23 protein-coding genes are annotated in these 26,154 nt (G+C 63.4%); 17 read left to right on the top strand and 6 right to left on the bottom strand.

The genetic code is table 11. The features are described from left to right. Positions 1 to 189: 189 nt before the first annotated feature. Positions 190 to 1,047 carry a Vmh family MBL fold metallo-hydrolase gene (locus J9889_RS09550; protein WP_210556526.1) on the bottom strand — a complete coding sequence of 286 codons (858 nt, stop codon included), beginning with the start codon at positions 1,045 to 1,047 and terminating at the stop codon, positions 190 to 192. A gap of 120 nt (positions 1,048 to 1,167) precedes the next feature. On the opposite strand from J9889_RS09550, the gene J9889_RS09545 reads away from it, so the two are divergent. After that, on the top strand, positions 1,168 to 2,082 hold the full coding sequence (locus J9889_RS09545; protein WP_210556523.1) for a LysR family transcriptional regulator: 915 nt from the start codon (positions 1,168 to 1,170) through the stop codon (positions 2,080 to 2,082). Positions 2,083 to 2,143: 61 nt separating this feature from the next. Here the strand turns inward: J9889_RS09545 and J9889_RS09540 are convergent, their stop codons facing one another. Next, the gene (locus J9889_RS09540) at positions 2,144 to 2,926 is read right to left on the bottom strand and encodes a BPSS1780 family membrane protein (RefSeq protein ID WP_103255343.1); all 783 of its coding nucleotides are present in this window, start codon (positions 2,924 to 2,926) and stop codon (positions 2,144 to 2,146) included. 481 nt (positions 2,927 to 3,407) lie between these two features. Here J9889_RS09540 and J9889_RS09535 point away from each other — a divergent pair, with 481 nt between their 5' ends. Beyond that, on the top strand, positions 3,408 to 4,235 hold the full coding sequence (locus J9889_RS09535) for a M23 family metallopeptidase (protein ID WP_210556521.1): 828 nt from the start codon (positions 3,408 to 3,410) through the stop codon (positions 4,233 to 4,235). 87 nt (positions 4,236 to 4,322) lie between these two features. Here the strand turns inward: J9889_RS09535 and J9889_RS09530 are convergent, their stop codons facing one another. Continuing rightward, positions 4,323 to 5,657 (bottom strand): MATE family efflux transporter, encoded by a 1,335-nt coding sequence (locus J9889_RS09530; protein WP_210556519.1) that lies wholly within the window; start codon positions 5,655 to 5,657, stop codon positions 4,323 to 4,325. Between the two features lie 153 nt (positions 5,658 to 5,810). Here J9889_RS09530 and mscM point away from each other — a divergent pair, with 153 nt between their 5' ends. The 7 genes from mscM (at position 5,811) to frdD (ending at position 15,785) form a co-directional block, all read left to right on the top strand. Next, complete coding sequence (gene mscM, locus J9889_RS09525) at positions 5,811 to 9,086, top strand: miniconductance mechanosensitive channel MscM (RefSeq protein WP_045525588.1); 3,276 nt, start codon at positions 5,811 to 5,813, stop codon at positions 9,084 to 9,086. 77 nt (positions 9,087 to 9,163) lie between these two features. Beyond that, entirely contained in the window at positions 9,164 to 9,841 is a 678-nt protein-coding gene (locus J9889_RS09520; protein WP_043156366.1) for a glycerophosphodiester phosphodiesterase, read from the top strand. A gap of 156 nt (positions 9,842 to 9,997) precedes the next feature. Continuing rightward, positions 9,998 to 11,875, top strand: a complete 1,878-nt coding sequence (locus J9889_RS09515) for a methyl-accepting chemotaxis protein (RefSeq protein WP_010673807.1) — start codon at positions 9,998 to 10,000, stop codon at positions 11,873 to 11,875. Between the two features lie 514 nt (positions 11,876 to 12,389). Beyond that, positions 12,390 to 14,174, top strand: coding sequence for a fumarate reductase (quinol) flavoprotein subunit (gene frdA / locus J9889_RS09510; protein ID WP_010673806.1), 1,785 nt, complete (start codon positions 12,390 to 12,392; stop codon positions 14,172 to 14,174). Beyond that, the gene (locus tag J9889_RS09505; protein ID WP_010673805.1) at positions 14,167 to 14,901 is read left to right on the top strand and encodes a succinate dehydrogenase/fumarate reductase iron-sulfur subunit; all 735 of its coding nucleotides are present in this window, start codon (positions 14,167 to 14,169) and stop codon (positions 14,899 to 14,901) included. The genes frdA and J9889_RS09505 overlap by 8 nt, the downstream gene beginning before the upstream one ends. A 16-nt stretch (positions 14,902 to 14,917) precedes the next feature. After that, entirely contained in the window at positions 14,918 to 15,316 is a 399-nt protein-coding gene (locus J9889_RS09500) for a hypothetical protein (protein WP_010673804.1), read from the top strand. A gap of 112 nt (positions 15,317 to 15,428) precedes the next feature. After that, positions 15,429 to 15,785, top strand: a complete 357-nt coding sequence (gene frdD, locus J9889_RS09495) for a fumarate reductase subunit FrdD (protein ID WP_010673803.1) — start codon at positions 15,429 to 15,431, stop codon at positions 15,783 to 15,785. 109 nt (positions 15,786 to 15,894) lie between these two features. On the opposite strand, the gene J9889_RS09490 is transcribed toward frdD, so the two are convergent. After that, positions 15,895 to 16,593, bottom strand: coding sequence for a hydrolase (locus J9889_RS09490; RefSeq protein ID WP_210556517.1), 699 nt, complete (start codon positions 16,591 to 16,593; stop codon positions 15,895 to 15,897). A 93-nt stretch (positions 16,594 to 16,686) separates the two neighbouring features. Between J9889_RS09490 and J9889_RS09485 the strand changes: the two genes are divergently transcribed. Continuing rightward, positions 16,687 to 17,328, top strand: coding sequence for a TetR/AcrR family transcriptional regulator (locus J9889_RS09485; RefSeq protein WP_210556515.1), 642 nt, complete (start codon positions 16,687 to 16,689; stop codon positions 17,326 to 17,328). A 10-nt stretch (positions 17,329 to 17,338) separates the two neighbouring features. Here the strand turns inward: J9889_RS09485 and J9889_RS09480 are convergent, their stop codons facing one another. Next, complete coding sequence (locus J9889_RS09480) at positions 17,339 to 18,568, bottom strand: winged helix-turn-helix domain-containing protein (RefSeq protein ID WP_210556514.1); 1,230 nt, start codon at positions 18,566 to 18,568, stop codon at positions 17,339 to 17,341. Between the two features lie 74 nt (positions 18,569 to 18,642). Then, positions 18,643 to 19,284 carry a class I SAM-dependent methyltransferase gene (locus J9889_RS09475; protein WP_210537919.1) on the bottom strand — a complete coding sequence of 214 codons (642 nt, stop codon included), beginning with the start codon at positions 19,282 to 19,284 and terminating at the stop codon, positions 18,643 to 18,645. A gap of 183 nt (positions 19,285 to 19,467) precedes the next feature. On the opposite strand from J9889_RS09475, the gene J9889_RS09470 reads away from it, so the two are divergent. The 7 genes from J9889_RS09470 (at position 19,468) to J9889_RS09440 (ending at position 25,966) form a co-directional block, all read left to right on the top strand. Next, positions 19,468 to 20,127 carry a thermostable hemolysin gene (locus tag J9889_RS09470; protein ID WP_210537920.1) on the top strand — a complete coding sequence of 220 codons (660 nt, stop codon included), beginning with the start codon at positions 19,468 to 19,470 and terminating at the stop codon, positions 20,125 to 20,127. Then, entirely contained in the window at positions 20,124 to 21,605 is a 1,482-nt protein-coding gene (locus tag J9889_RS09465) for an AMP-binding protein (protein WP_210556513.1), read from the top strand. Before J9889_RS09470 ends, J9889_RS09465 begins: the two co-directional genes overlap by 4 nt. After that, on the top strand, positions 21,602 to 22,258 hold the full coding sequence (locus J9889_RS09460; protein WP_210556511.1) for an iron-containing redox enzyme family protein: 657 nt from the start codon (positions 21,602 to 21,604) through the stop codon (positions 22,256 to 22,258). Before J9889_RS09465 ends, J9889_RS09460 begins: the two co-directional genes overlap by 4 nt. After that, entirely contained in the window at positions 22,255 to 23,103 is an 849-nt protein-coding gene (locus J9889_RS09455; protein ID WP_039039562.1) for an SDR family oxidoreductase, read from the top strand. Before J9889_RS09460 ends, J9889_RS09455 begins: the two co-directional genes overlap by 4 nt. Before the next feature lies 1 nt (position 23,104). Next, positions 23,105 to 23,752, top strand: a complete 648-nt coding sequence (locus tag J9889_RS09450) for a hypothetical protein (protein WP_210556509.1) — start codon at positions 23,105 to 23,107, stop codon at positions 23,750 to 23,752. Positions 23,753 to 23,834: 82 nt separating this feature from the next. After that, positions 23,835 to 24,527, top strand: coding sequence for a response regulator (locus tag J9889_RS09445; protein WP_210537925.1), 693 nt, complete (start codon positions 23,835 to 23,837; stop codon positions 24,525 to 24,527). Further along, entirely contained in the window at positions 24,524 to 25,966 is a 1,443-nt protein-coding gene (locus J9889_RS09440; protein WP_210537926.1) for an ATP-binding protein, read from the top strand. The genes J9889_RS09445 and J9889_RS09440 overlap by 4 nt, the downstream gene beginning before the upstream one ends. Positions 25,967 to 26,154: the final 188 nt, after the last annotated feature.

Below are 26,154 nucleotides of genomic sequence, written 5' to 3'. Positions count from 1 at the left end.
TGGACAAACAGGCAGAGCAGTTCAAGTTACCCGCCCGCCGAGAACGAAGTTACCCAAGGTGCATCAAAGCCAAACCACAGAAGTATGCGACGAGAAAACCTAGTAAAAACAATGCCAGTCAGGCTTAACTGACTGGCATTAGGGCCCTCGGGCCCGGTAAAAAAACACAGGGAAGTAGGCGTCAGGGAGTTACCACTTCATCTCGCCGGTATTGACCTTGGCACCGATGGCCAGGCCATCGTCGACCGGCAGGGAGGGGTAAGCCTTCTTCAGCGCTTCAATCAGCTGGCCGGAGTGCTTGGTCTTGGCCAGCTCCTGCTCAAAATGCTGCACGTAGTCACGGGTGAAGGTCACGGCTTCGGTACCCTTGGGCGCAGTTCCCAGGAAGTGACCCGGCACCACACGCTCGGGTTTCAGGGCCAGCAGGTTGTTCAGCGCCTTGACCCAGTTGCTGCGAGCGGCCTTGGACTGGCTGTCCGCCATCCAGACGTGCACGCCGCTGTAGACCGGCACACCACCAAAGGCCGTCTTGATGGAAGGGGCCCAGAGGTAGGCATTCGGGGTGTTCATCTCTTTGATGTCAATCTTCTCGCCATCCAGCGTCAGGTGGCTGGCCGTCATCACTTGCGGCACGGTCAGGCTCTTGGGTGCATCCTTGCCCAGGATCGGGCCCCAGTAGCTCAGCTTGGCATCCTTGGTCTGCTTGATATGGTCGACCACATGCTGGTCGGCCAGCACTTTGACATCCGGGAACGCCGCCATGACGGGTTCCAGACCGAAGTAGAAGTCGGGGTCACCGGCACTGATATAGACAGTGGTCAGCTTCTTGCCGCTCTTCTTGATCATGTCCACCAGCGCCTGACCATGTTGCACATCGAACTGGGCATCGATCAGGATGGCCTCTTTGTCACCGGCTACCAGTGAGGAGGAGACGGGGAAGATGGCCTTCTCGCCGGGGTTGTAGACGGTCACGGTCAGGGGGGCCGCCAGGGTGGAACCCGTCATCAGGAGGCTGGTCAGGGTCAGGGTACGCAGTGTGTTGTTCATCAGATAACGCTCATCGGTGTGGATTAATGGAATGAGCGCAGTTTATTGCATCACCATCGATACAAATACCGCATAATAGGCGCATCACTGTTGCACAAATCGAGCATATAGGGGCACAAGATGGATAGGCTGACCGCATTGCGGGTCTTCGTCTGCGTGGTGGAACAGGGCAGCCTGAGCGGCGCCGGGGAGAAACTGGAGATGTCCCGCGCCATGGTGTCGCGCTACCTGGCCGAGCTGGAACGCTGGATGGGGGCCAGATTGCTGCACCGCACCACCCGCCGGCTGAGCCTGACCGGGCCGGGAGAAGAGGCGCTGAACCGGGCCAGAGCCATGCTGGCCCTGGGGGAAGAGATGGAGCACCTGGCCATCCGCCATGACGAGGCCCCCAAGGGGCAACTGCGCATCACCAGCAGCTACTCTCTCTCCGAAGCCCTGCTGGTCGGGGCGGCGAACGACTACCTAGCCCGTTACCCCGGCACGGCGATCGACATCCTGCTGCTGGACCGGACGGTCAATCTGGTGGAGGAGCGAATCGATCTCGCCCTGCGCATCACCAACGACCTCGATCCCAACCTGGTAGCCCGCAGGCTCGGCACCTGCCACTTGGTGGTGTGCGCCAGCCCCGCCTACCTGGCCCGCCATGCTCCGCCGCAGCAGGTGCAGGATCTGGCACTGCACAACTGCCTCACCTACACCTATTTCGGCAAGAGCCTGTGGGAGTTTCTGGGGCCCGATGGTCCCGAATCCGTCCCGGTGAGCGGCAACCTCAGCGCCAACATCTCCAACCTGCTGCTGGCCGCCACCCTGGACGGGGCGGGGATCAGCCTGCAACCCGCCTACTCGGTTCACCCCCATCTGGCAAGCGGCGCCCTGGTCCCCCTGCTCACCCCGTGGCAGCCCAAGCGCCTCGGCGTCTATGCCGTTTATGGCACCCGCAAACAGATGTCCCCTCTGCTGCGCAGCTTCCTCGACTTTCTCGTGGAGCGGATGGCGGACGATCCCCTGTGGCAGGAAGCCCCTCCCTCTCTCTGATCCCTGCGAGCCGCCACAAAAAAAGGGCCTCGCGGCCCCTCTTTGCTCCATCCTGTGCCGGTCAGGCTTCGAAACCGAATGCCTTGACCGGGGTATCTCCCTCCTCGGCCTCCTGATCCTCCAGATAGATGTCGTGATAGGCGGCATAAATGGAGTAGTTGATGGCAGGCAGCACCACCAGCAGGCCCACCAGCATCAGGAGTGCGCCAAAGAAGATCAGCACGGCCCCGAGCAGCCCCCACCAAAGGAAGGGCCACATGTTGCGCAGACATCCCTTGAAGCTGAGCCTGGCTGCCTGCCAGACCCCGACCTGATGGAAGAGGATAAGGGCGGGGGCGAAGGTGATGGCCATCAGCACGGGAACGAACAGTGCCAATCCCACCAGGGCGCAGACGAGGAAGCCCTGTGCCTGCTCCGGGGTCAGCGCCAGGGAGCCCGGATCCGCGGACAACAGGCCGGTGAGTCCCCACTGGTGCAGCAGGAACACGCAGATCATCAGGATCCCCATGATGAGGCCGAGCACCATCAGGCCCCCCAGCATCAAGGGGGTCAACCGATGGCGGAAACCGGCAAAGAAGTCGCCAAATTGCAGCGCCTCGCCATGGTGACCCCGCCGCGCCACCGCCACCCAGCCAGCCCCCCACACCATGTAGAGCAACTGGGAGATCAAGCCCCCCGCCGGCAGCTGATCCAGTACGATGCCCACCACAAACCAGAGCACTATCATGGCCACGCTGGCACCCATCCCCTTGTTGAAGATGTCGAATCCGGTGCGGATCCAGATCCAGCCCTGTCCTATGCCATGGCGTTTGGGTTCGTGGCGCAGGGCCCTGTCACTGTTCATCATTGACCTCGTCGAAAAATAGGGGCGAAGCGGCGTCTCCTCAGGACACGCTCACCGTGACCATGATGGGACCGGTGCGTACTACCTGGCCCGGCAGCCGGGTCGGGGAGAGCCTCATCTTGCAGTCGGTGACCTGGGTCGCCGCCGAGTAGGGTACCGCGATGGCGGTATCGAATGGAATAGGGGTCAGGGCCCCTGTCCGGCCATGCCCACCGCGACCCGGCCTGGCTGGTGGTGAAGCTGTTGTCGCTCGCGAGCGCCCCCAAGATGCGGTAGCGCAGCGGCCCCCTGCTCAGGCTGGCAAGGTCGAAGGGAAGGCTGGCACCCGCAACCAGAGCATTCACCTCGCTGCAATGGCGTGTCCGTTGCGTCTTTCTGGGCCGCAGCCGACGAGTTTATCGCCCACGGTTGACGGACAGCACCGCCAGAATGTGGCATCATCTCCCCCCTCTTGCTTTCCCCCTGATCCGATGGAGCCATCATGCGCCGCCTCTTCTTTCTTCTCCTGCTGCTCGGCAGCCCTGCGCTTCACGCCGAACCGGGGTTTATCAGCCGCCTGCTCAACCACCCGGTGCCGGGGGGCGTGGCCGTGGTACCACTGGGAAGCGGGGCCAAGACGCCCGCAGTGCGCTATCAGGACAAGCCTGTGCTGGTGGTACAGGAAGACGGGAAGACGTGGATTGCCATCGTCGGCATCCCGCTCAAGAGCGCGCCCGGCCCCCATCAGGTGACCACCAGCGATGGCCGCACCTTGAGTTTCACGGTCGGCACCAAGCACTACCGTGAGCAGCACATCAAGCTCAAGAACAGCCGCCAGGTCAATCCGCTGGCCGAAGACATGACCCGCATCAACCGGGAGCTTGCCGAACAGACCCGCGCCTACCAGACCTTCAGCCCGGCTCAGCCGAGCAACCTGCTGTTTGACAAGCCGGTCCAGGGCCCGCTCTCCAGTCCCTTCGGGCTGCGCCGCTTCTTCAACGGCGAGGAGCGCAACCCCCACTCCGGCCTCGACTTCGCGGTCGGAGCCGGCACTCCCATCAAGGCACCAGCCGCTGGCAAGGTCATCCTCATCGGCAACTACTTCTTCAACGGCAATACGGTGTTCGTCGACCACGGCCAGGGCCTCATCAGCATGTTCTGTCACATGTCGAAGGTGGACGTGAAGCTGGGCCAGAGCCTGCCCCGCGGCGGCATCGTCGGCCGGGTCGGCGCCACCGGCCGCGCCACCGGTCCCCACATGCACTGGAACGTCAGCCTCAACGACGCCCGCGTCGACCCCGCCATCTTTATCGGCGCCTTCAAGCCCTGAGGCCGGCGACCTGCCGCCCACAGGCAGGGGCACTCAAAATGAAAAAGGCAGCCAAGGCTGCCTTTTTCATGGACGCATGACCACATCTCAGGCAGCGCTGTGCTGGCGCCCCTCCCTGTTCATCGCCCGCCACATCACCAGGACCAGCAGAGTGCTGCAAGTGGGCAGCGCCAGCCAGACACCGGCCACTCCCCACAGGGCGGAGAAGCCCCACAGGAAACCGCCGATCAGCACCAGCTTGCCGCCGGTGAGCAGGGAAGCGATGCGGGCCCGGTTGATGGCCTGGAAATAGGTGGCCCCCACCAGCAGCAAGCCTTCCATTGGCAGCCCCCAGAAGTAGAGCCAGATACCGAGGGTCGCCACCGGCAACAGGGCAGCATTGTCCCCCGCAAATAGATAAACCACTGCCTCTGGCCACAGATACAGCGGGATCATCCCGCACAGTGCCACCGCCATGGTCACTCCCAATGCCAGGTTGCGTACCCGCAGCACTCGTGACCAGTTGCCCGCCCCGGCATTGAAGCTGGCGATAGGCTGGATGCCCATGGCGATCCCCTCGAAGATGAGATAGAAGAAGGCCTCGCTGTAGCTGATGACCCCATAGGCGGCCACGTGCAGCGAAGTGCCCACCGAGAGCAGCGCCTTGTTGTGCAGCGCCAGCACCACCGAGAGGTAGAGGTACATCAGAAAACTCGACACCCCGAGTCGCAATGTCTCCCCCATCAGCCGCCAGTCGGGCACCAGGGTATCCCAGCGAATGCGCAACTGGCTGCGGGGGGTGAAGAAGTGCCACAGGCACAGGCCTCCGGTGACCGCCTGGGAGAGCATGGTGGCGATGGCCGCCCCCGCCAGCCCCCAGGGGATCACCGCCATCAGCAGGTAGTCGAGCAGCACGTTGAGCACGCCGCCCCCCACCAGGATCCAGGTGGTGAGGCCGGGTCGCCCGTCGTTGCGCAGCAGGGCGGTAAAGGCCATGGAGAGCACCGCGAACACCCCGAGCCAGGCGTACCACTGCAGATAGGCGAAGCCTGCGTCGAAGATGACCCCCTGCGCCCCCATCCAGACAAGCATGGCCTTGCCGTAACGAATGCCAATGAAGGCGAGCAGCGCGGAAGCGATGAGCACCATCACCAGGGCATTGCCGACGATGTGGCGCGCCCTGGCCTGCTCCCCCTTGCCCAGATAGAAGGAGGCCAGCGACGAGGATCCCATGCCGATCAGGGCACCCACCGCGTAGAGCACTGCGCAGATGGGGTACGCCAGCATCATGCCGGCCAGCCCGTCCTGGCCCAGGATATGGCCGACGAAGATGCCGTCTATGGTGACATAGATGCCGGTGACCAGCATGGCGGCCACCGTGGGGGTGACGTAGCGCAAGAAGAGGCGGGAAAGGGGGGCCGTGCCCAGATCGACGGAGGACATAAATTGCTCAATGAAGGGGAACGGCCAGAATAATAGCCAAACAAGACCCGGATCACCCGTTATTTGTGCCGTGGATCATTCATCTTGAGGGCTTTACCCGCCCCGGCCCCTGCTTTAGGCTAGGGCGACTTCTCCTGAACGGAAACGTGCGCCATGTTGCAACGCCTGCTCTGTCTGATGCTCTGTCTCAGCCTGTTCCCCTTCTCCGCTGTCCAGGCTGATGATGCCATCACTCAGGTAGAGGAGCTGCTGCAAAGCATCCCCAAGACGGATACCCCGGAAAACCAGCAACTGCGGGAGAGCTACCAGCAGGCGCTGCAATATGCCCGGGATGCCCAGCGCTACCGGGAACAGGGCAAGGCCTACCAGCAGATCCTCATCGACTACCCCAAGGAGTCCGCCCGTCTCAAGGAGGGGCTGCACAACTATCAGCCCCAGTCCCGCCCGTCCCTCTCCTCCCTCAAGGAGGATGCCCTGCGCCAGGCCATCAGCCTGAGCAGCAACCGCCAGCTCAACCTGCGCAAGGAGCGTCAGGCGGTGACCGACAGCCTCAACCAGCTTGAGAGCACGGGCCAGGAATATCACCTGCGGGTCGACGAGTTGCGCAAGCAGTTGCTCCAGACCCGCTCCCTGCTCGATCGCCTGAGCTTCAGCAACGAGTCGGACAGATTGCAGGAGGCCCAGCAACTGGCCACCCGACTCAAGGAACAGAGCCTCTCCGACCGGATCCAGATGCTGGAGCTGGAGCAGCTCTCCGCCCAGCAGCGCAACGATCTGGGCAAGCTCAAGCTGCAGGAGCTCAACCTCGCCATCACCGACGAGGATGAGTGGCAGACCAGTCTGCTTGCCCAGCAGAACCAGCTGCGCCGGGACAAGACCGAGCAGGCCCTGGCCGAGAGCGAACGCCTGCGCCGCCAGCTCACCTCTGACCTCCCCCTCTTGCAGGAGCAACAGCAGCAAAACCAGGCCCTCTCCCTGCAACTGGGGGCCCTCGAGGACCAGATTGAACGGGTGCAGGACGAGCAACGGGGGGTGGACACCTCCCTCTCCGGGCTCAACGAGCTGGTCAATTCGGTGCGCGAACAGCTGGAGTGGTTGCAGATAAGCAACGCCTACGGCGAGAACCTGCGCAGCAAGCTGGCCGATCTGCCCGCCTACTTCCCGCTGGAGCGGCTGGAGTCCGCCATCGTCAAGGCGCGCATGGCCAAATACCAGTACGAGACCGAGCAGGATGCCCTGAAGGATCCGGTGCAACTGCGCAACAGCCTGCTCAGTGGAGACGGCATCACCCTGGACAGGGCCCAGCGCGCCGTGCTGGACAACCTGCTCAAGGCGAGGCGGCAACTGCTGACCCGGCTCAACGATGCCTCCGACACCCTCATTCAGGAGCAGACCCGCCTCAAGCTGCTCTACAGCCGCCAGAACAGCAAGATCGACGAGATCCGCGAACTCAGTGCTAGCCATCTGTTCTGGATGCCGGACGTGCGCCCCCTGAGCCCGGCGGTGCTGCTCGGCGTCCCGGCCGCCCTCGGCCTTGCCTTCAACCCGGCCAACTGGCTGCAACTGCCCAGGGCCATCGCCGAGAACAACCCCCTGAGCCTGACCCTGGCTGGCCTCGGGCTGCTGGGGCTGGCCTGGTGCTGGCTGAAACTGGCCCGCCACCTCATTCAATACAGCCAGTACATTGCCCCGCGCATCGGCAAGGTAACCCAGGACAAGTTCAGCCTCACCAGCCGGTTGCTGGTGCGCTCCGTGCTCGCCGCCCTGCCGCTGCCCGCCATGGTGCTCATGGTGCACGGCCTGCTGGACGGCGCCTGGCAATATCCCTTCGCGGTGGCGGTGGCCCGGGGCCTGGGTGAAATCTGGTTCCTGCTGCTGGCCCTGCTGGTGGCGCGCCACCTCACCCTGGAGAAGGGGATCCTCATCCTCCACTTCCGCTGGCAGAAGGAGCGGGTGCAGCGAGTATGGGGACAATTTCGTACCCTGCTGCTGGTGCTGATCCCGAGCTTCTTCGTGCAGGGCATGGCGAGCAGCTATCAGGAGCACGCCTTCTACGACTCCCTGGGACGCCTCGCCTTCATCATCGGGGCCCTCTGGCTGCTGCTCTTCTTTGCCCGCCTCAACCGGGAAAAACTGCCCCTCACCTGGGGTCAGGCAGACATGACCAAGCCCCATCTGCTGCACCACTTCATCTGGAACAGCCTGATGCTGGCCCCGCTGCTGGCGGTGCTGGGCGCCCTGTTCGGCTACTTCTACACCTCCCGCACCCTGCTGCGCCAGCTGGAGCTGAGCCTGCTGGCGGGGCTCGGCTGCCTGCTCGTCTACTATCTGGCCCACCGCTGGATGCTGATCCAGCGCCGCCGACTCGCCTTCGATCGCGCCAAGCAGAAGCGGGCCGAGATCCTGGCGCAGCGGGAGCGGGAAGAGGACGATCTCAGCTCCGAGATCCCCGATGTGGTGGAGGAGCCCGAGCTGGATCTGGATACCATCAGCGCCCAGTCCCTCGGCCTGGTGCGCACCCTGCTGATGCTGGGCTTCACCATGCTGGTGGTGGTGCAATGGTCGGATCTCAACTCGGCATTCAGCTTCCTCAGCAGCATCGAGGTGTGGCAGGTGAGCAGCAAGGTGGCCGGCATCGAGCAGCTCTCCGCCATCACCCTGCAGGATCTGATGCTGACCGTCTTCGCCTTCATCCTGACGGTGGTCACCGCCCGCAACCTGCCCGGGTTGATGGAGCTCACCCTGCTCCAGCACCTGAGCCTCTCCCCCGGCACCGGCTTCGCCCTCACCACGGTGAGCAAGTACCTGGTACTGCTGATTGGCGCCCTCACCGGCTTCTCCATGCTCGGCATCGACTGGTCCAAGACCCAGTGGCTGGTGGCGGCACTCTCTGTGGGGCTGGGCTTCGGCTTGCAGGAGATCTTCGCCAACTTCGTCTCCGGCCTCATCATCCTGTTCGAAAAACCGATCCGCCTGGGTGACACCGTCACCATCCGGGATCTCACCGGCACCGTCACCAAGATCAAGACCCGCGCCACCACCATAGTGGACTGGGACAGGAAGGAGATCATCGTCCCCAACAAGGCCTTCATCACCGAGCAGTTCATCAACTGGTCCCTGTCCGATGCCATCACCCGGGTCCGCTTGCGCATTCGGATCGGCCTGACCCAGAATCCCAAGCAGGTACAGCAACTGCTGGAGCAGAGCGTGCGCGAATCCACCCTGGTGCTGGATACGCCCGCCCCGGAGGTGTTCCTCATCGAGTTCACCGACTCGGCCCTCATCTACGAGATCCGGCTCTACGTCAACAACATGGATCACCGGATGCCCATTACGCACGAGGTACATTCCCTGATCCTGGAGAAACTCGGCCAGGTCGGCATGCATCTGCCACATCAGCAGATCGACATCCGGATGAGCCGGGGCTGATGGGCCCCCTCCCCTTGTGAAGGGGAGGGCCGGGGTGGGGTTATCACCATCCCCCAAAGACGACAACAGGAGCCATCATGCAGATCATTGCCCATCGCGGTGCCAGCGGCCTGGCCCCGGAGAATACCCTCAAGGCGATGAGCCTGGCGCTGGATCTGGGTGCCAAAGCCATAGAGCTGGACGTGCAGTGGGCCGACGGAGAGCTCTGGGTCTTCCACGACCGGCGGCTGGAGCGCTGCACCAACGGCCAGGGTGTGCTGACCGGGCAATCCCGGGAGTACCTGGCGAGCCTGGATGCGGGGGACGGGGAGCGGATCCCGACTCTGTGGCAGGTGATGGCACTGGTGGCGGGGCGCTGCGAACTGCACATCGAGCTCAAGGGCGCCCACACCGCCGAGCCGGTGGCCGCCCTGACCAGGCGGGCCGAGGCCGAGCTTGGCTTTACCCAGGCGCACTGGATCGTTTCCTCCTTTCATCATCCCGAGCTGTTACGCTTCAAGGGACTGCGACCGGAAATCAGGATCGGCGCCCTCACGGCCAGCCTGCCCCTCGACGGCGCCGCCTTTGCCGAGACGCTGGGGGCCTGGTCACTGAACTGCGACGTGGATTTCGTCGACGAGACCCTGGTGGCGGATGCCCATCGCCGGGGGCTCAAGATCCTGGTCTACACGGTCGACGAAGTGAGTGATGGGAGCGCCCTCGCCAGCATGGGTGTCGATGGCATCTTCACCAACCGGCCAGATCGATTCAGCTGAGTATCGGCGCGGCCTGGCATGCCACAAGGAGGTGAAAAGAATTGAAAAAATGCGGTGCACCGGGATACATAAACTCCATAGCCAGCCGATACGGAGTTGGCTCATAACAATAACAAACACCATGGATCTCTGACTGACGCTCACAAGGATGTAAACATGAACCTATCCATCAAGAACAAGCTGGTCCTCTCCATCGGGGCCATCATTCTGGTCATCACCGGCCTGCAGGTCTGGTACAACACCTCCCAGTTGCGCAGTGAAACCCAGCGGCTGATCTGGAGCTTCATCGACGACAGCTCGGTCGCCAACGTCAAGGGGATCTCCCGCTGGCTCGACGCCCGCATCAATCTCGTCACCGCCACCAAGGAAGCCTTCGCCAAGGAAGACGAGCCCCTCAGCCACCTGGCCCAGTCCATGAATGCGGGCAACTTCGATCTCGTCTACGTGGGCACCAAGGATGGCCGGATGATCCAGAGCAAGCCGACCGATCTGCCGGCCGGCTATGATCCGCGCCAGCGCCCCTGGTACAAGGACGCCATGGCCGCCGGCAAGCTCGCCATCACGGCCCCTTATGCCGACATCACCACCGGCCAGCTCATCATCACCATCGCCGAGCCCTTCAGTCGCGGCAACACCGACGGCGTCATCGCCGGTGACGTCTCCATCGACGGTCTGGTGAAAGACGTGCTCGCCATGAACTCGGAAGGCACCTATGCCATTCTGGTGGACAGCAACGGCACCATCATCGCCCACCCGGACAAGGATCTGACCCTCAAACCCGCCACCGCCATCTCCCCGGAACTGACGGCAGCCAAGGTCAACGAGCTGGCCCATGACAACACCATCTCCGAGATGGATATCAGCGGCAAGGCGAGCGTGTTCGACCTCACCGAGATCCCCAACACCAACTGGTATTTCGGCATCGTGGTGGACGAAGCGGTCGCCTACCAGTCCGTCTCCCGCATGGTCACCTCCGCCCTCATTCAGGGATTGCTGACCATCCTCATCGTGGCGGGCTTCTCCTATGTCGCCATCAACGGCTCCCTGGCGCCGCTGAAAACCCTGGGCGAGGCGATTGCCGATCTCTCCCGCGGCAACGGCGATCTCACCCGTCGCATCAAGATCGAGCGTGAAGACGAGGTCGGTACCGTCGCCAAGCACGTCAACACCTTCATCGAGCGCATCCACGTCATGGTGCAGGACATCTCCAACTCCTCCACCCAGCTCAACCAGCAGGCCAGGTCTTCCCACGACATGGCGGAGAAATCCAACCAGGGGCTGGCCCGCCAGCAAAACGAGATCTCCCAGATTGCGACCGCAGTGCACGAGATGTCCGCCACCGCCGTCGAAGTGGCCAGCAACGCCGAGCAGACCGCGGAAGCGGCCCGCAGCTCCTCCAGCAGTTGCGAGCACGGCAAGCAGGTGATTGCCCGCAACCAGCGCTCCATCACGGATCTCGCCACCCAGGTCAAGCAGGCCTCCGGCATCATTCAGGAACTGGAGAAGAACGCCCAGGAGATCAACACCATCCTCTCCACCATCCAGGGCATCGCCGAGCAGACCAACCTGCTGGCGCTCAACGCCGCCATCGAGGCCGCCCGGGCTGGCGAGCAGGGACGCGGCTTTGCCGTGGTGGCCGACGAGGTGCGGGTGCTTTCCCAGCGCACCCACAGCTCCACCGTCGAGATCCGCAGCATGATCGAGACCCTGCAGCGCAACACCCAGGGCGCCGTCAGTACCATGCACGAGGGTCAGTTGCTGGCCCAGAACAGCGTGGAAGATGCCAACGATGCGACCCAGGCGCTGGAGCAGATCACCACCTCCATCAACCAGATCTCCGACATGGCGACCCAGATCTCCAGCGCCGCCGAGGAACAGCGTGCCGTCACCGACGAAGTGAGCCGCAACATCCAGGCGGTCAAGGATGTCTCGGACGAGCTGGCAGTGGATGCGGACAGCTCCCGCAATCTGTCGGCCCAGCTTAAAAATATTTCAGGTGAATTGAATAATCAGGTCGGCATGTTCCGCATCTGATCGACCATGGGAAGAAAGGGGCCGTTCAGGCCCCTTTTTTATAAACCCTTTTTGTTTCAACGGTTATAATCCCCTTTCGAGACCCTCAACCCTGTGATCGACATCTCCTTTTACCGATGTGTGGGAGACGGGCCCAGTCTGTCATGGCTATATTCGCATTACTTTTTTGATGCCTAATATCGATATGTCATCGTGATAATAGTTATCATTAAACTGTTTTGATAAAAAACTTAAAAACTTTATGGGTAATACCCAAAAAGAGAGGTATTTCTCATTTTTTTGAAAGAAAACTACGTATAATCTTGGAGTTAAAATCACCAGAGTAGCGAGTACGGCTGATCCAGATCACTGATGGATGGCGATAATGACGGCATTTTCATCCAAGGAATGGGGTGGTTGTAATAAAAATCACCGTTGCCAAGCACTAAAACAAAGCAGTTTGACTTGCATCAAGCCTGAATTTTTTTCATAGAGCAAAATCGTGCCCAGCAAATCTATCCCTAAGGAGGCAGATGTGGATATTATCAAGACCGATGTTGCCATCATCGGTGCCGGTGGCGGTGGCCTGCGTGCCGCAATCGCCATTGCAGAAGCCCACCCGGAGCTGGAAATCGCCCTGATTTCCAAGGTCTATCCGATGCGCAGCCACACAGTGGCCGCCGAAGGTGGCGCCGCAGGCGTCGTCCGTGATGACGACTCCCTGGAAAACCACTTCAACGACACCGTCTCCGGTGGTGACTGGTTGTGTGAGCAGGACGTAGTCGAATACTTCGTCAACAACGCCACCAACGAGATGATCCAGCTGGAGCACTGGGGTTGCCCCTGGAGCCGCAAACCGGACGGCAAGGCCAACGTGCGCCGTTTCGGCGGGATGAAGATCCCCCGCACCTGGTTCGCCGCCGACAAGTCCGGCTTCCACATCCTGCACACCCTGTTCCAGACCTCCATCAAGTACCCGACCATCAAGCGCTTCGACGAGCACTTCTGTCTGGATCTCATCGTGGAAGATGGCCGCGTCCAGGGTGTCGTCACCTTTGACATCCAGAACGGCATCACCCGCTTCATCCAGGCCAAGTCCGTGGTGCTGGCCACCGGCGGCGCTGGTCGTGTCTATCGCTACAACACCAACGGTGGCATCGTCACCGGTGACGGCATGGCCCTGGCCTACCGCCACGGCGTACCGCTGCGGGACATGGAGTTCGTCCAGTATCACCCGACCGGTCTGCCGGGCACCGGCATCCTGATGACCGAAGGTTGTCGTGGTGAGGGTGGCATCCTGCTCAACAAGGATGGCTATCGCTACCTGCAAGATTACGGTCTGGGCCCGGAAACTCCGGTCGGCCAGCCAAAGAACAAGCACATGGAGCTGGGTCCGCGCGACCGTCTCTCCCAGGCCTTCTGGCAGGAGCAGCAAAAAGGCCGCGTGATCCAGGGCCCCATGGGCGACGTGGTTCACCTCGACCTGCGCCACCTTGGCGAGAAGTACCTGAAAGAGCGTCTGCCCTTCATCTGCGAACTGGCCAAGGCCTATGTGGGTGTGGATCCGGTCAAAGAGCCGATTCCGGTACGTCCGACCGCCCACTACACCATGGGTGGCATCGAAACCGACGGCAAGTGCGCCACTCGTCTGGCCGGTCTCTATGCCGCTGGCGAATGTGCCTCCGTCGGTCTGCACGGCGCCAACCGTCTGGGTTCCAACTCCCTGTCCGAGATCGTGGTCTTTGGCAAGGTGGCCGGTGAGCAGGCAGCCGAGTTTGCCGCCACCCAGCAACACGGCAACACCCAGGCGCTGGTCGCCAAGGCCGAGGCGCTCATCAAGCAGCACCTCTCCCTGCTGGACATCGACGGCACCGAAAACCCGGCGGATATCCGCAACGAACTGGGCATGTCCATGGAAGCCGGTGTCGGTATCTACCGTACCGAAGAGCTGATGCAGGGCACCATCGACAAGATCAACGAGCTGAAAGCCCGCTACAAGAAGATCAAGATCAACGACAAGTCCTCGGTCTTCAACACCGACCTGCTGTACGCCATCGAGCTGGGCTACATGCTGGACGTGGCGGAAGCCATGGCGCACTCCGCCATCAACCGCAAAGAGTCCCGCGGTTCCCACCAGCGTCTGGACGGTTACGAGGAGCGCGATGACGTCAACTTCCTCAAGCACACTCTCTCCTTCTACAACGGCGAAGGGGCCCCGACCATCGACTATTCCGATGTGAAGATCACTAAATCCCAACCGGCCAAGCGCGTGTACGGTTCCGAGGGTGAGAAACAAGACGAGGCTAAGAAGAATGGCTGAGATGATCGAAATTGAAATCCTGCGCTACCGTCCCGAGCAGGATAACGAGCCCTGGATGCAGACCTTCCAGGTGCCCTACCTCAAAGAGATGTCCCTGCTGGATGCGCTGCAATACATCAAGGATCATCTGGACTCCACCTTGAGCTTCCGCTGGTCCTGCCGGATGGCGATCTGCGGCTCCTGCGGCATGATGGTCAACGGCATTCCGAAACTCGGTTGCAAGACCTTCCTGCGGGATTACCTGCCGGGCAAGATGACTATCGAACCGCTCAACAACTTCCCCATCGAGCGCGATCTGGTGGTCGACATGTCCGACTTCATCGAGAAGCTGGAGAGCATCAAGCCCTACATCATCCCGTCCGAGCCGCGCAATCTGTGCGATGGCGAGTACACCCAGACCCCGGCTGACATGGCGAAGTATCACCAGTTCTCCATGTGCATCAACTGCGGTCTTTGCTACGCGGCCTGCCCGCAATATGGCATCAACAAGAAGTTCACCGGTCCGGCGGCCCTGGCACTGGCCTATCGCTACAACGCCGACAACCGCGACAGCGCGTCCAGGGAGCGGATGAAGATCATCAGCCAGGACGAGGGCGTCTGGGGTTGCACCTTCGTGGGCTACTGCTCCGAAGTGTGCCCGAAAGGCGTGGATCCGGCCGCCGCCATCCAGCTTGGCAAGGTCGAGAGCGCCAAGGACTACATGATCGCCATGTTCAAGCCGGATTGAGACCAGGAGTGAGACCATGAACAACACAGAGAGCAAACGTAAGCCTTACGTGCGCGAGATGAAAAAAGACTGGTGGCTGAAGAATGCCTTCTACACCGGTTACATGATCCGCGAAGGCACCAGCATCTTCGTCTCCATCTACGCCGTCGTGCTGATGTGGGGTCTGCTGCGCCTGGTACAGGGTCAGGAGGCATTCAACGGCTGGCTGGAATCCCTGCAGAGCCCCATTGCCATCCTGTTCCACGTCATCGCCCTGGCAGCCTGCCTGTTCCACGCCAAGACCTGGTTCGCCCTGGCACCGAAAGCCATGCGCATCTTCCGTGGCGAAGACCTGGTGCCGGAGAAGCCGATCGTCATCGCCCAGTATGTGGCGCTGGCGGCGGTATCCCTGCTTGTCCTGATCATCGTGGCCTGAGGAGAAAACCATAAGACGTTCTGACGAACCCGGTTATTGGTGTCTGTTTGGTACCGGGCTCTCACTCAGAAACGTTGGCCACGATCACTCAATCATGATTTGAGGAAAAAATATGAGACGTTCTGACGAGCCAATTTACTGGGGTCTGTTTGGTGCGGGTGGCATGGTGGTTGCCATGCTGCTGCCGGTCATTGTCCTCATCACAGGTCTGCTGGTGCCCATGGGCATCATGGACGTGGAGACCATGAGCTACGAGCGCGTGCTGGCATTCGCCAGCTCCTGGTGGGGTGCCTGCATCCTGCTGGTGATCATCGCCCTGCCCGTCTGGCACGGCATGCACCGCATCTACCACGGCCTGCATGACTTGGGGATCCACACCACCAAGCTGCACCACTATGTGTTCTATGGCTTCGCCTTCCTGGTGTCCGCCATCACCGTCGGCCTGCTGATGGTGCTGGTGCTCCAGTAAGCACATCCTGACTGCATAACACACCGGGCCCAGTGCCCGGTTTTTTTATGACCATCTTCCGCGGCTCATCTCCACCCGGCAGCTGGCCTGCGCGCTCGTTCGGCATCCGTCACCAGAGTCGCGGTGCCGGTTCACGGTCGTTTTCCGCGTAGTAGAGCGACGGCAGAAACTGCGCCAGATAACTGAACTCGCTGTAGCAGTGGCGCATCAGGTTGAAACCTATCTCGTCCGGCACCTCGTCAAGCCGCTTCCTGCAGGCCTTGCCCAGCAGGAAGCGGCTGCGCAGCACACAGCCGTATGGGGTATCACGCGCCAGGTGCAGCATCTCGCCATCCAGCGGCGCCCCCTGCTCATCCAGCGCCACCTCATCGCCAAAGCCGATACGGGCGCAGATGGCGGCAGAGAGAGCCTGCGTCTCCCGCGCCTCCTGTAGCGATTGCGGGGCGAACACCTCTTCGGCGCCGTGGAACTTGAGGCGGGCCGCCACCGGCGGCAGCTCGGCAAGCCACTCCACCGCCTCTATGCTGGCTCCCACATAACGCTCACCTTTTTTCCAGTGATGATCCCAGCCCCGGTGCTCGACATGATCGTGGGGGTGCCACCACCTGATGTGCTGGGTCGTCTCGAAGAAGGTGAACCACCAATCCAGCATGCGCCCCTTGCAGCCGTGCAGATCGGTGCGGATGGCGACCGTCAGCAGGCCGTCGGTGCTGCGGGTCAGACCCATTTCCAGGCGAAGGGGTTGCGGGCTGAGCAACTCATTGATGTCATTGACGCCCCAGGGGGCAAACAAGGCAGAAGGATGCATGATATGACTCCCATAAATTTAGGAAACGAAGTTCGTTTCTTAAATTACGCTATGCCTGTATGCTGGGTCTGTCAATACTTTCCAGGAGCCCATATGTCGCACCAGAACGATGAAGAAACACGCTCACGAGGCCGTCCGGTCACCCCGGAAGCCGACCTTCGCGCCGCCCTCGCCGGGGCGACGCTGACCTTGTTGCTCAAGGGAGGCTACAGCGCTACGACCGTGGATGCGGTGGCCAAAGAGGCGGGGGTTGCCAAGAAGACCCTCTACCGCTTCGCCGCCAATCGCGACGAACTGGTTGCGCAGGCGGTGCGCAGCTGGACCGATACCTTCCAGCCTGCCTTCGAGCAGGATGCCGCTCATCCAGGCGCCCTGGGGGAGATGCTGGAGCTGGGCTTGCACGCCATAGCGGGACAGGTGCTGAGCGCACCGGCGGTGGGCATGTTCCGGCTGCTGCAACATGAGTTCGCGGGGCGGGATGCCCTGCTGGCGGCCTATCAGGAGAACGGTATTGCCCGCGGCAGGGCGACGCTGGCGGCGTGGCTACAGCGCCAGCAGCAACTGGGCTGGCTTCGGGAGCTGGACACCGCCCAGACCAGCGATCTGTTGCTGGCGATGACCATGGCGGAGCCGCTGCGCCAGATGGCGCTCGGCTTGCTGGCGCCGGGTAGCGACATTCGCGAGCGCATCACCGCGGCCGTTGCGCTGGTGCTGCCCGGCTTGATGCGAGGGTAGGCGTCCTTCCTCAGCGTGCCACCTCCTGCCATTGAGCCAGCAAGGGCGCAGGAACGTTGCCATAACGCAGCAGCGGGGTCTGGTGCCACTCCGCCAGCTTCTGGATGGCCTTGCCCAGATCCTGGGCCAGGGTCCGGGTCACCCTGACCCCGTCTTCCAGATAGAGGCTCTTGACCTCAAACACCCCCTCCTTGCGATGGGCCTTGGCGTCCATCCTGCCCACCAGCTTGCCGCGATGCAGCAACGGCAGCAACGGCAGCACGAAATAACCGTACTGGCGCTTGGGGGCCGGGGTATAGCACTCGATGCGATAGTCAAAGCCAAACAACTCGCTGGCCCGCTTGCGATCCCACACCAGCGGGTCAAAGGGCGAGAGCACGGCGGTGTGGCTCGCCTTGAGGGAGCCCGCCTGGGCTCGGACCAGTTCATCGGCCAGGGAGGCGTGAACGAAGGCTCCGTGCTGCCACCCCTCCACTCGAACCGGCAACAGCTCCCCCTCGTCCGCCAGCTGGTGGAGCAGGGCGTCGTATTTCCCCCGTTTAAGGCGATAGTAATCCGCCACCCAGCCGGTCTTGACCAGCCCCAGCGCCCGGCAACTGGCTCGCACCATGTCCCGCCGGGCGAGATCAGGACTCGGCAGATCCCGCTCGTCATTCCACTCCGGCATGACCCGCTCGGCGAGATCGTAGACCCGCTGGAAATTGCGCCGTTCGCGCACCATCAGCTGACCTGCGGTAAACAGCACCTCCAGGTGGCGCTTTTCGGGCTTCCAGTCCCACCAGCCGTTGCCCTTGCCCCCCTTGCGCTCGAAGTCCGCCGCCCGCACCGGCCCCTCCTCGCGGATGCGCGCCACGATCTGCTCTATCTCGCCGCCGTGGGTCTTGAGCCACTGTGCCGAGAACTTCCACCCCATGGCGGCGGGATCCAGCATGCGGTGGCGCAGCAGCCGGTAATCCTCCCGGGGGACGAAGCAGGCCTCGTGGGCCCAGTACTCGAAGATGTCGCCCCCGGCCAGCAGCTGCTCCAGCCAGCGGGGGTCATACTGGCCGAGGCGGCTGAACAGCACCAGATAGGGACTGCGGGCCACCACCGAGATGGTGTCTATCTGCAGCAGCGCCATGCGGCGGATGCAGGCCAGCACGTCGGCCTGACTCGCCTTGCGCCTGGGGGGCGTCAGCAGCCCCTGGGCCGCGAGCTGCAGGTGGCGGGCGTCTTGCAGTGAGAGGTGGGGAGTCGACATGACGATGGGGGCATCCGTTCCTGGGATTCAAACCACCAGCATGCCCAACTCATGACCAAATGAAAACGCCCCGCTCAGGGTTTGGTGAAGACCGCCACATCGGCATGGGGAAATTCGACTTCTGCTTGCCAGCACGCGGCCAAGGCGCGAAACGACGCCTCGGCAAAGAAGACGATGTGGGTCGGGTCGTGGCGGTAGCGCCAGGTCTTGAAGCGCTCGTCCCCGAGCACCCGCTGGGTCTGCAGAACCAGCACACCGCCGGGGTGGAGGCGGGCCCAGAGCCCGTCCAGCACGGCGCGTGGCTCGGCGAGGTGCTCCACCACCTCGGTGCTGGTGATAAAGTCATACTGTCTCGTCAGCAGCTCTGGCTCATCGGCATAGAACTTGTCGTAGCCCGCCATCTCATAGCCCGCCTCCCGCCCCATGGCGACCAGCGCCGGGCCCGGGCCGCAGCCGAAGTCGAGGCCGCTGGCCGGGGGCGACACCCGCGCCAGCACCTCCCCGAACGCGCGCATCAGAAAGCGCCGATAACCGAGATCGTCCACCCGGTTGTCGTGCCCGTCATAGACCGCCTTTTCGGCCGCCTCGTCCAGGTGGTCCGCCTCGTCCAGCCAGACCAGCTCGCACGCCAGACAGCGGTGATAGCCCTTGCCTGCCACCGGCAGGGGGTAGTGTTGGCTGGATGAGCAGAGGGGACAGCGAACTGGGGATGACATGGGGACTCCTCGGGTGGCGACAGCGGGGCAGAGTGCCTGCCACGCCCGCCGCTGGCAACTGTTTTGTCTGTGTGCCCATGGTCGGTGCGGCCTCCCTCTCCCGTTCGCCTCTTTTTTCATGCCTTAAGGGTTTCTTAAGTTTGCCCTTTTACTCTCAACCCATCGCAAAAGAAGGAGCCAACCATGACCACAGAGATCCAAGCCCCCTACAGGTTGATCCTGGCCGAGTCCCCGCAGCAGGTCATGGCGCTGCAGACCTATATCCAGTCGGCCTACACCCTGGAGTTCAACGCCCGCATTCCCCACTTTCTCCCCTGCCTGCTCGGGCTCTACAGGGCCGACGGCGTGCTGGTCGGGGCCTGTGGGCTCAAGCAGGCCAGCGGTGAGCGCCTCTATCTGGAACAGTATCTGGAGCAACCCGTGGAGGCCGCCATCGAGACCTGCCTCGGGGTGCGCCCGGCCCGCAACCGCATCATAGAGGTGGGCAACTTTGCCTGCAGCCAGCCGGGCAATGCCCGCCTGATGTTTGCCGCCCTCTGCCGGCTGCTGTGCGACAACGCCCTCGACTACGTGGTCTTCACCGGCACCGCCAAACTGCGCAACAGCTTTACCCGTCTGCGCCTCAACCCGGTGGAGCTGGCCCCCGCCCAGGCTCACCAGGTGGGGGACGACGCCAGCGCCTGGGGGGAATACTACCGCTGCCAGCCCAGGGTGATGGTGGGCGACATCAATCAGGGACGCGAGGTGCTGGCCCAGAACAGCCTGCTGCTCAACCTGCTGGAAACCATGCCCACCCTGTTCAGCCAGCACTGTCTCGACCATCACATGAGGTGCGCTCAATGAGCCTGTTCGACGCCATCGCCCGCCACGCCAGCCAGACACCGCACCAGCCGGCCCTGCAAGGCAGCCAGGGGGCGCTGGACTACCAGACCCTGTGGCAGCAGATCCAGCAGCTGGCCGACCGCCTGCAACAGGCCGGCATTGAACGCCTGGCCCTGCAGCTCGACAACGGCCTGCCCTGGGCGCTGATCGATCTCGCCTGCACCTGGGCCGGCATCGTGGTCATCCCGGTTCCCCACTTCTTCAGTCCGGCGCAGCAGACGTGGCTGCTGGAAAGCAGCGGAGCAGACGCCCTGGTCGGCCCGGAGCACCAGGGGTGGCAGGCCGCCTCGCCCCTCGTGCTCATGGCAGGCAGGCCCGATGAGCAGGCCGTGCCCCTGTGGCGCCGCCTCCCGGCCCGCCTCCCCGAGCTGCCTGCGGGCACCGCCAAGATCACCTATACCTCGGGCACCACGGGGCAACCCAAGGGCGTCTGCCTGTCGCTGGAACAGATGACGGCGGTCTGCGGATCCCTTGCCCTGCGGGTGGCCCCTGCCCGGGTTGAGAAACACCTGACCCTGCTGCCCCTCACCACCTTGCTGGAGAACCTGACCGGCTTGTATGTACCGCTGCTGACCGGCGCCTGCAGCCGCATCCCTTCCCTGGGGGAACTCGGCTTCTCGGGCTCCAGCAAGCTGGATCCTGCGGCCCTGGCCCATGCACTGCTGCGCTGGCCCAGCCACAGCCTGGTGCTGGTACCCGAGTTGCTGCGCCTGCTGCTGGCCCTGTGCCTCAATACCCCTGCCCTGGCGACACAGCTCGGCACTCTGCGCTTCGTCGCCGTGGGCGGCGGCAAGGTCGCCCCCGAACTCATCGCTCACGCCCGTGCGGCGGGGCTGCCGGTCTACGAGGGATACGGTCTCTCCGAATGCGGCTCCGTGGTCGCCCTGAACGGCCCCCACGGGGATCGTCCCGGCAGCGTCGGCCTGCCTCTGCCCCACTGCCAGGTGACGATCGCCGCAGACGGTGAAGTCATGGTCAGCGGCAGCGCCATGCTGGGCTACCTGGGGGAAGAGGGCGAGACGGGCAGCCAGATCGCCACAGGGGATCTGGGTCGGATCGACGAGGAGGGCTACCTGCACATCACGGGGCGCAAGAAGAACGTGCAGATCACCGCCTTTGGCCGCAACTTCTCCCCGGAGTGGGTGGAAGCCCAGGCCCAGCTCTGCCCGGCCATCGCCCGCATCGTCATCTTCGGTGACGGTCAGCCCGCCAACGTGGCCCTTATCCAGCCGCTGCCGGGCAGCCAGTCCCAATTGCCAGAGCAGATTGCCCGGCTCAACCAGCAGTTGCCCGATTACGCCCGCATCCATCACTGGTTGCCGGTCGCCCTGGATCAGCTCCCCGGCCTGCTGACGGCCAACGGGCGCCCCCGTCGCAACGAGATTTATCACCATTTTTCCCGGCAGATCAGCCAATGCCTCACAGGAGAGACCTCATGAGCTTCTACCAGACCCTGCAACAAGCCACCGCCTGCGAGCGCGAACGCCTGTTCAACGCCCCCATCATCGAGGTCTGCCGCCGCGGCGACATCAGCCGTGACACCTACCTCGCCTTCCTGGCACAGGCCTACTACCACGTGCGCCACACGGTGCCGCTCCTGATGGCCACCGGCGGCAAGCTGGGGCAGGAGTACGAATGGGTGCGTGGCGCCATCAGGGAGTACATCGACGAAGAGTACGGCCATCAGGAGTGGATCCTGAACGACATCCGTGCCTGCGGCGGTGATGCCGAGGCGGTGCGCCACGGCCAGCCGGGCCTGCCCATCGAGCTGATGGTGGCCTTCCTCTACGATCAGATCCAGCGCGGCAACCCCATGGGCTTCTTCGGCATGGTGCAGGTGCTGGAAGGCACCAGCGTCGCCATCGCCCTGACCGTCGCCGACCAGCTCAAGAGCGGCCTGGGTCTGCCGCCCCAGGCCATGAGCTACCTGAGCTCCCACGGGGCCCTGGACCAGGAGCACCTCAAATTCTTCGAATCCCTGATGAACCGGGTGGAAGATGCCGCCGATCAGGCCGCCATCATTCACGCCGCCAAGGTGGTCTACCGCCTCTATGGCGACATGCTCTATCAGCTCACGGGATCCTGCCAATGAAGCTTGAAGGCAAACGCATACTGCTGACTGGCGCCAGTGGCGGCATTGGTGAAGCCCTGGCCCATGAACTGGCGGCCCAGGGTGCCCATCTGCTGCTGCACGGTCGTCGGGCCAGCGCCCTGGAGCGCCTGCGCCGGGAGCTGCCTCATCCGGATCGCCACCAGACGGTGACGGCCGATCTCGGCTCTCCCCATGAGCGGGCGCAGCTGCTGCAACATCCGGCCCTGGACGAGGGGCTGGACGTGCTCATCAACAGTGCGGGCTGCAACCAGTTCGCCTGGCTGGAGGATCAGAGCAGCGAGCAGGTGACACGCCAGTTGCTGCTCAACGTCGAGGCCCCCATCCAGCTCACCCGGGCCCTGCTGCCCCGGCTGCGCAAGCCCGCCATCATCATGAACATCGGCTCCAGCCTCGGGGCCATCGGTTTTGCCGGCTACAGCGTCTATTGCGCCAGCAAGTTCGCCATGCGCGGCTTCAGCGAGTCCCTGGGGCGGGAGCTGGAGGGAACCGGCATCAAGGTGCTGCACTTTGCCCCCCGCGCCACCCGCACCCACCTCAACTCCGAGGCGGCCTATGCCATGAATGCCGAGCTCGGCACCCGGACCGACAGCCCACAGGACGTGGCCGAGGAGGCCGTCATCGCCCTGTGCAACGAGACACGCCGCCGCTGGCTCGGCTGGCCGGAAAAGCTCTTTGTGCGGCTCAACGGCCTGCTGCCCGCCTTGGTGGACATGGCCCTGGCCAAGCAGCGCCCGATCATCGAGCGCCACGCCCGCCGCACCGCCTCCCCTGCCCCCGATCACAGGAGCGATCCCGCCTGTGCGACAAACGAGAAGGAACATTGAGATGAAGCACGCCACTTTCCGTCCCCGATTTGGTCACGGCCCCCTGTTGCTCGCCCTGGGAGGCCTGCTGGCAAGCGGTCTGGCCCAGGCCGCCAATGCCCTGCCCACCATTCAGCAGGAGTGGGCCCACTGCCAGTACCAGCAGACCGGAAAAGCCAAGGAGAGCTGCCTGGAGAGCCTGAGTGCCAAGGCCGATGAGGCGAGCGCCAAGGAGGCATTTCGCACCGATCTGCTGATCTGGTCCGCCATCGTCAAGAGCACCTGGGCGGGGGCCAAGGGCGGCCTCGGCGCCCTTGGCCTGGTGAAGGAGGCAAAGGCCAAGCTCGAGATCGCCATCAAGCAGGATCCCAAGGCGCTGGAAGGCTCGGCCTACACCAGCCTGGGCTCCCTCTACTACCAGGTACCGGGCTGGCCGGTGGGCTTTGGTGACGACGAGAAGGCGGAGAAGCTGCTCAAGCAGGCGCTGGCCATCAATCCCACCGGCATCGACCCCAACTTCTTCTACGGCGACTTCCTGCTGGATCAGGGTTACAAGGCACAGGCGAAGGTCTATCTGGACAAGGCCCTGGCCGCCCCGGCCCGCCCTGGTCGCGAGGTGGCGGACGAGGGCCGCAGACAGGAGATCCGCGAGCGTCTCGCCAAGCTGTAAATACAGGCAGAACAGTGCGCTATTTAAACTCAGCCCACCAGCTTGCATACTGGTGGGCAGTGCCGTTTGAGGGGAGAAGAGAATGCGGATCCTGTTGGTGGAAGATGATGTGATGCTGGGGGACGGCATGGTGGATGCACTGCGCAGCAGCGGCTACACGGTGGACTGGCTGCAACAGGGGCTGCCCGCCCTGTCGGCGCTCAAGAGCGAGGAGTTCGCCGCCCTCATTCTGGACCTCAACCTGCCCGACATCGACGGCATCAGCCTGCTGCGCAAGCTGCGCCGGGAAGGGCAGAGCCTGCCGGTGCTCATCCTCACCGCCCGGGATGCCCTGGACGACCGGGTGCTGGGGCTGGACGCGGGCTCCGACGATTACATGGTCAAGCCCTTCGCCCTGCAGGAGCTCAACGCCCGCCTGCGCGCCCTGGTGCGCCGCAGCAAAGGGCAGGCCCAGGCGGTGCTGGAGTACGGGGAGCTACAGCTCTACCCGGCCTCCCAGCAGGTCACCTACCGGGGGGAGCCGGTCAAGCTCACGCCCCACGAGTACAAGCTGTTGCAAGAGCTCATCACCCAGAGCGGCCGGGTGCTCAGCCGCGACCAGCTGCAGCAGAGCCTCTACGGCTGGGACGAGGGGGCCGAGAGCAATGCGGTGGAGGTGCACATCCACCACCTGCGCAAGAAGTTTTTCCCCGAGCTCATCCGCAACATACGCGGGGTCGGCTACATAGTGCCCCAGCTCGACAGCCAGGCTGGCAAGGGAGCCCTGGCACCATGAGTCGCGTCCGCTCCATCCGCCGCTTCCTGCTCTCCGGCATCCTGGCCCTGGTCAGCGTCAGCCTCGCCGTCAGCGGCCTCATCGGCTATCTGGAGGCCAACCACGAGATGGAGGAGCTGTTCGATGCCCGCCTGGCCCAGTCCGCCCGCATCACCAACCAGCTGCTCAACCGCTATCTGCAGCAGAGCGGCGATCTGCCGAGCAACGGCGCCATCTACCAGGAGTGGGAGCAGGCCGAGCCGAACGCCCCCCACCAGGAGCCGAGCGGCTTCGGCCAGATCGGGGAGGACAACGAGTTCACCCCCTATGGCCACGAGTTCGAGCGCAACCTCACCTTCCAGATGACGGATGAGGAGGGCAACATACTGCTGCGCTCCCCCAGCGCCCCGCGCCAGCTGTTCGGCAAGCCGGAACTGGGTTTTGGCGCCGTGCACCGCGACGGCCACGACTGGCGCACCTTCACCCTCTACAACAAGGACGAGCAGACCTGGCTCATCGTGGCGGAGCGGGACGACGAGCGGGGGGAGCTGGCAAGCAAGATGGCCACCCTCACCATGCTGCCGCTCTTCATCACCTTGCCCTTCCTGCTCGGCCTGCTGTGGTGGCTGATCACCCGTGGCCTGGCCCCGCTGCACCAGCTGGCCCAGGCCATCGGCGAGCGCCACCCCGCCAACCTGAGTCCCCTCAACCTGGCCATCAAGGCCGAGGAGCTGACGCCCCTGGTGGGGGAGATCAACCGGCTGATGCACGCCCTGGCGGACACCCTGGAGCGGGAGAAACAGTTCACCAACGAGGCGGCCCACGAGCTGCGCACCCCGCTGGCGGTGCTGCGCATCCACAGCGAGAATGCCATGGCGGCCGAGGACGAGGCGAGTCGCGAGCAGGCGCTGCGCAAGATGCTCCTGGCCCTGGATCGCAGCGATCGCCTGATCCGCCAGCTGCTGACCCAGGCCCGCATCGACAACCAGCAGACGCCGGCGCTCACCGCCCTCCCCCTGCTCCCCCTGCTGCAGGGCACCCTGGCCACCCTGGCCCCCATCGCCCTGAAGAAGGATCAGCAGCTCTCCCTGGAGGGGGGCGAGCATCTGCAGGTGATGGGGCAGGCCATGCTGCTGGACCTGATGTTCGGCAACCTCATCGACAATGCGCTGCGCTACACCCAGGCGGGTGGCGAGATCGCCGTGATGGTCAGCCAGGAGGGCAACCGGGTCCGGGTGGATGTGCGGGACAACGGTCCCGGCATCCCCACCGCCGCCCTGTCGCGACTGTGCGAGCGCTTCTTCCGGGTCAACCCCCAGCAGGGGGACGGCGTGGGGCTCGGCATGGCCATCGTCTCGCGCATCGCCCAGCTGCACGGGGCGGATCTCGACATCCACAACCGGCCGCAGGGGGGGCTGGAGGTGAGCGTGCTGCTGCCCGCCCCGCCGCGTTCGGCATGAGGGTTGGCAAGCCCGGCGTTCAGCCATGAAAAACGTGGGCCTGGCCCTAATGCCAGTCAGTTAAGCCTGACTGGCATTGTTTTTACTAGGTTTTCTCGTCGCATACTTCTGTGGTTTGGCTTTGATGCACCTTGGGTAACTTCGTTCTCGGCGGGCGGGTAACTTGAACTGCTCTGCCTGTTTGTCCA

It is taken from the genome of Aeromonas sp. PrichA-15, from assembly GCF_017939245.1.
GTDB lineage: Bacteria > Pseudomonadota > Gammaproteobacteria > Enterobacterales > Aeromonadaceae > Aeromonas > Aeromonas caviae.
The sequence above is the reverse complement of the archived record's forward strand: the minus strand, read 5'-3'. Positions and strand labels throughout refer to the sequence as shown.

Coding starts and splice junctions, on each gene's coding strand:
- J9889_RS09450 (WP_210556509.1), top strand. CDS start 23,105: ATGAAGCACGCCACTTTCCGTCCCCGATTTGGTCACGGCCCCCTGTTG.
- J9889_RS09475 (WP_210537919.1), bottom strand. CDS start 19,284: ATGTCATCCCCAGTTCGCTGTCCCCTCTGCTCATCCAGCCAACACTAC.
- J9889_RS09465 (WP_210556513.1), top strand. CDS start 20,124: ATGAGCCTGTTCGACGCCATCGCCCGCCACGCCAGCCAGACACCGCAC.
- J9889_RS09545 (WP_210556523.1), top strand. CDS start 1,168: ATGGATAGGCTGACCGCATTGCGGGTCTTCGTCTGCGTGGTGGAACAG.
- J9889_RS09500 (WP_010673804.1), top strand. CDS start 14,918: ATGAACAACACAGAGAGCAAACGTAAGCCTTACGTGCGCGAGATGAAA.
- J9889_RS09470 (WP_210537920.1), top strand. CDS start 19,468: ATGACCACAGAGATCCAAGCCCCCTACAGGTTGATCCTGGCCGAGTCC.
- J9889_RS09440 (WP_210537926.1), top strand. CDS start 24,524: ATGAGTCGCGTCCGCTCCATCCGCCGCTTCCTGCTCTCCGGCATCCTG.
- J9889_RS09520 (WP_043156366.1), top strand. CDS start 9,164: ATGCAGATCATTGCCCATCGCGGTGCCAGCGGCCTGGCCCCGGAGAAT.
- J9889_RS09445 (WP_210537925.1), top strand. CDS start 23,835: ATGCGGATCCTGTTGGTGGAAGATGATGTGATGCTGGGGGACGGCATG.
- J9889_RS09550 (WP_210556526.1), bottom strand. CDS start 1,047: ATGAACAACACACTGCGTACCCTGACCCTGACCAGCCTCCTGATGACG.
- J9889_RS09530 (WP_210556519.1), bottom strand. CDS start 5,657: ATGTCCTCCGTCGATCTGGGCACGGCCCCCCTTTCCCGCCTCTTCTTG.
- J9889_RS09485 (WP_210556515.1), top strand. CDS start 16,687: ATGTCGCACCAGAACGATGAAGAAACACGCTCACGAGGCCGTCCGGTC.
- J9889_RS09480 (WP_210556514.1), bottom strand. CDS start 18,568: ATGTCGACTCCCCACCTCTCACTGCAAGACGCCCGCCACCTGCAGCTC.
- J9889_RS09540 (WP_103255343.1), bottom strand. CDS start 2,926: ATGAACAGTGACAGGGCCCTGCGCCACGAACCCAAACGCCATGGCATA.
- J9889_RS09455 (WP_039039562.1), top strand. CDS start 22,255: ATGAAGCTTGAAGGCAAACGCATACTGCTGACTGGCGCCAGTGGCGGC.
- J9889_RS09460 (WP_210556511.1), top strand. CDS start 21,602: ATGAGCTTCTACCAGACCCTGCAACAAGCCACCGCCTGCGAGCGCGAA.
- J9889_RS09515 (WP_010673807.1), top strand. CDS start 9,998: ATGAACCTATCCATCAAGAACAAGCTGGTCCTCTCCATCGGGGCCATC.
- J9889_RS09490 (WP_210556517.1), bottom strand. CDS start 16,593: ATGCATCCTTCTGCCTTGTTTGCCCCCTGGGGCGTCAATGACATCAAT.
- frdD (WP_010673803.1), top strand. CDS start 15,429: ATGAGACGTTCTGACGAGCCAATTTACTGGGGTCTGTTTGGTGCGGGT.
- mscM (WP_045525588.1), top strand. CDS start 5,811: ATGTTGCAACGCCTGCTCTGTCTGATGCTCTGTCTCAGCCTGTTCCCC.
- J9889_RS09505 (WP_010673805.1), top strand. CDS start 14,167: ATGGCTGAGATGATCGAAATTGAAATCCTGCGCTACCGTCCCGAGCAG.
- J9889_RS09535 (WP_210556521.1), top strand. CDS start 3,408: ATGCGCCGCCTCTTCTTTCTTCTCCTGCTGCTCGGCAGCCCTGCGCTT.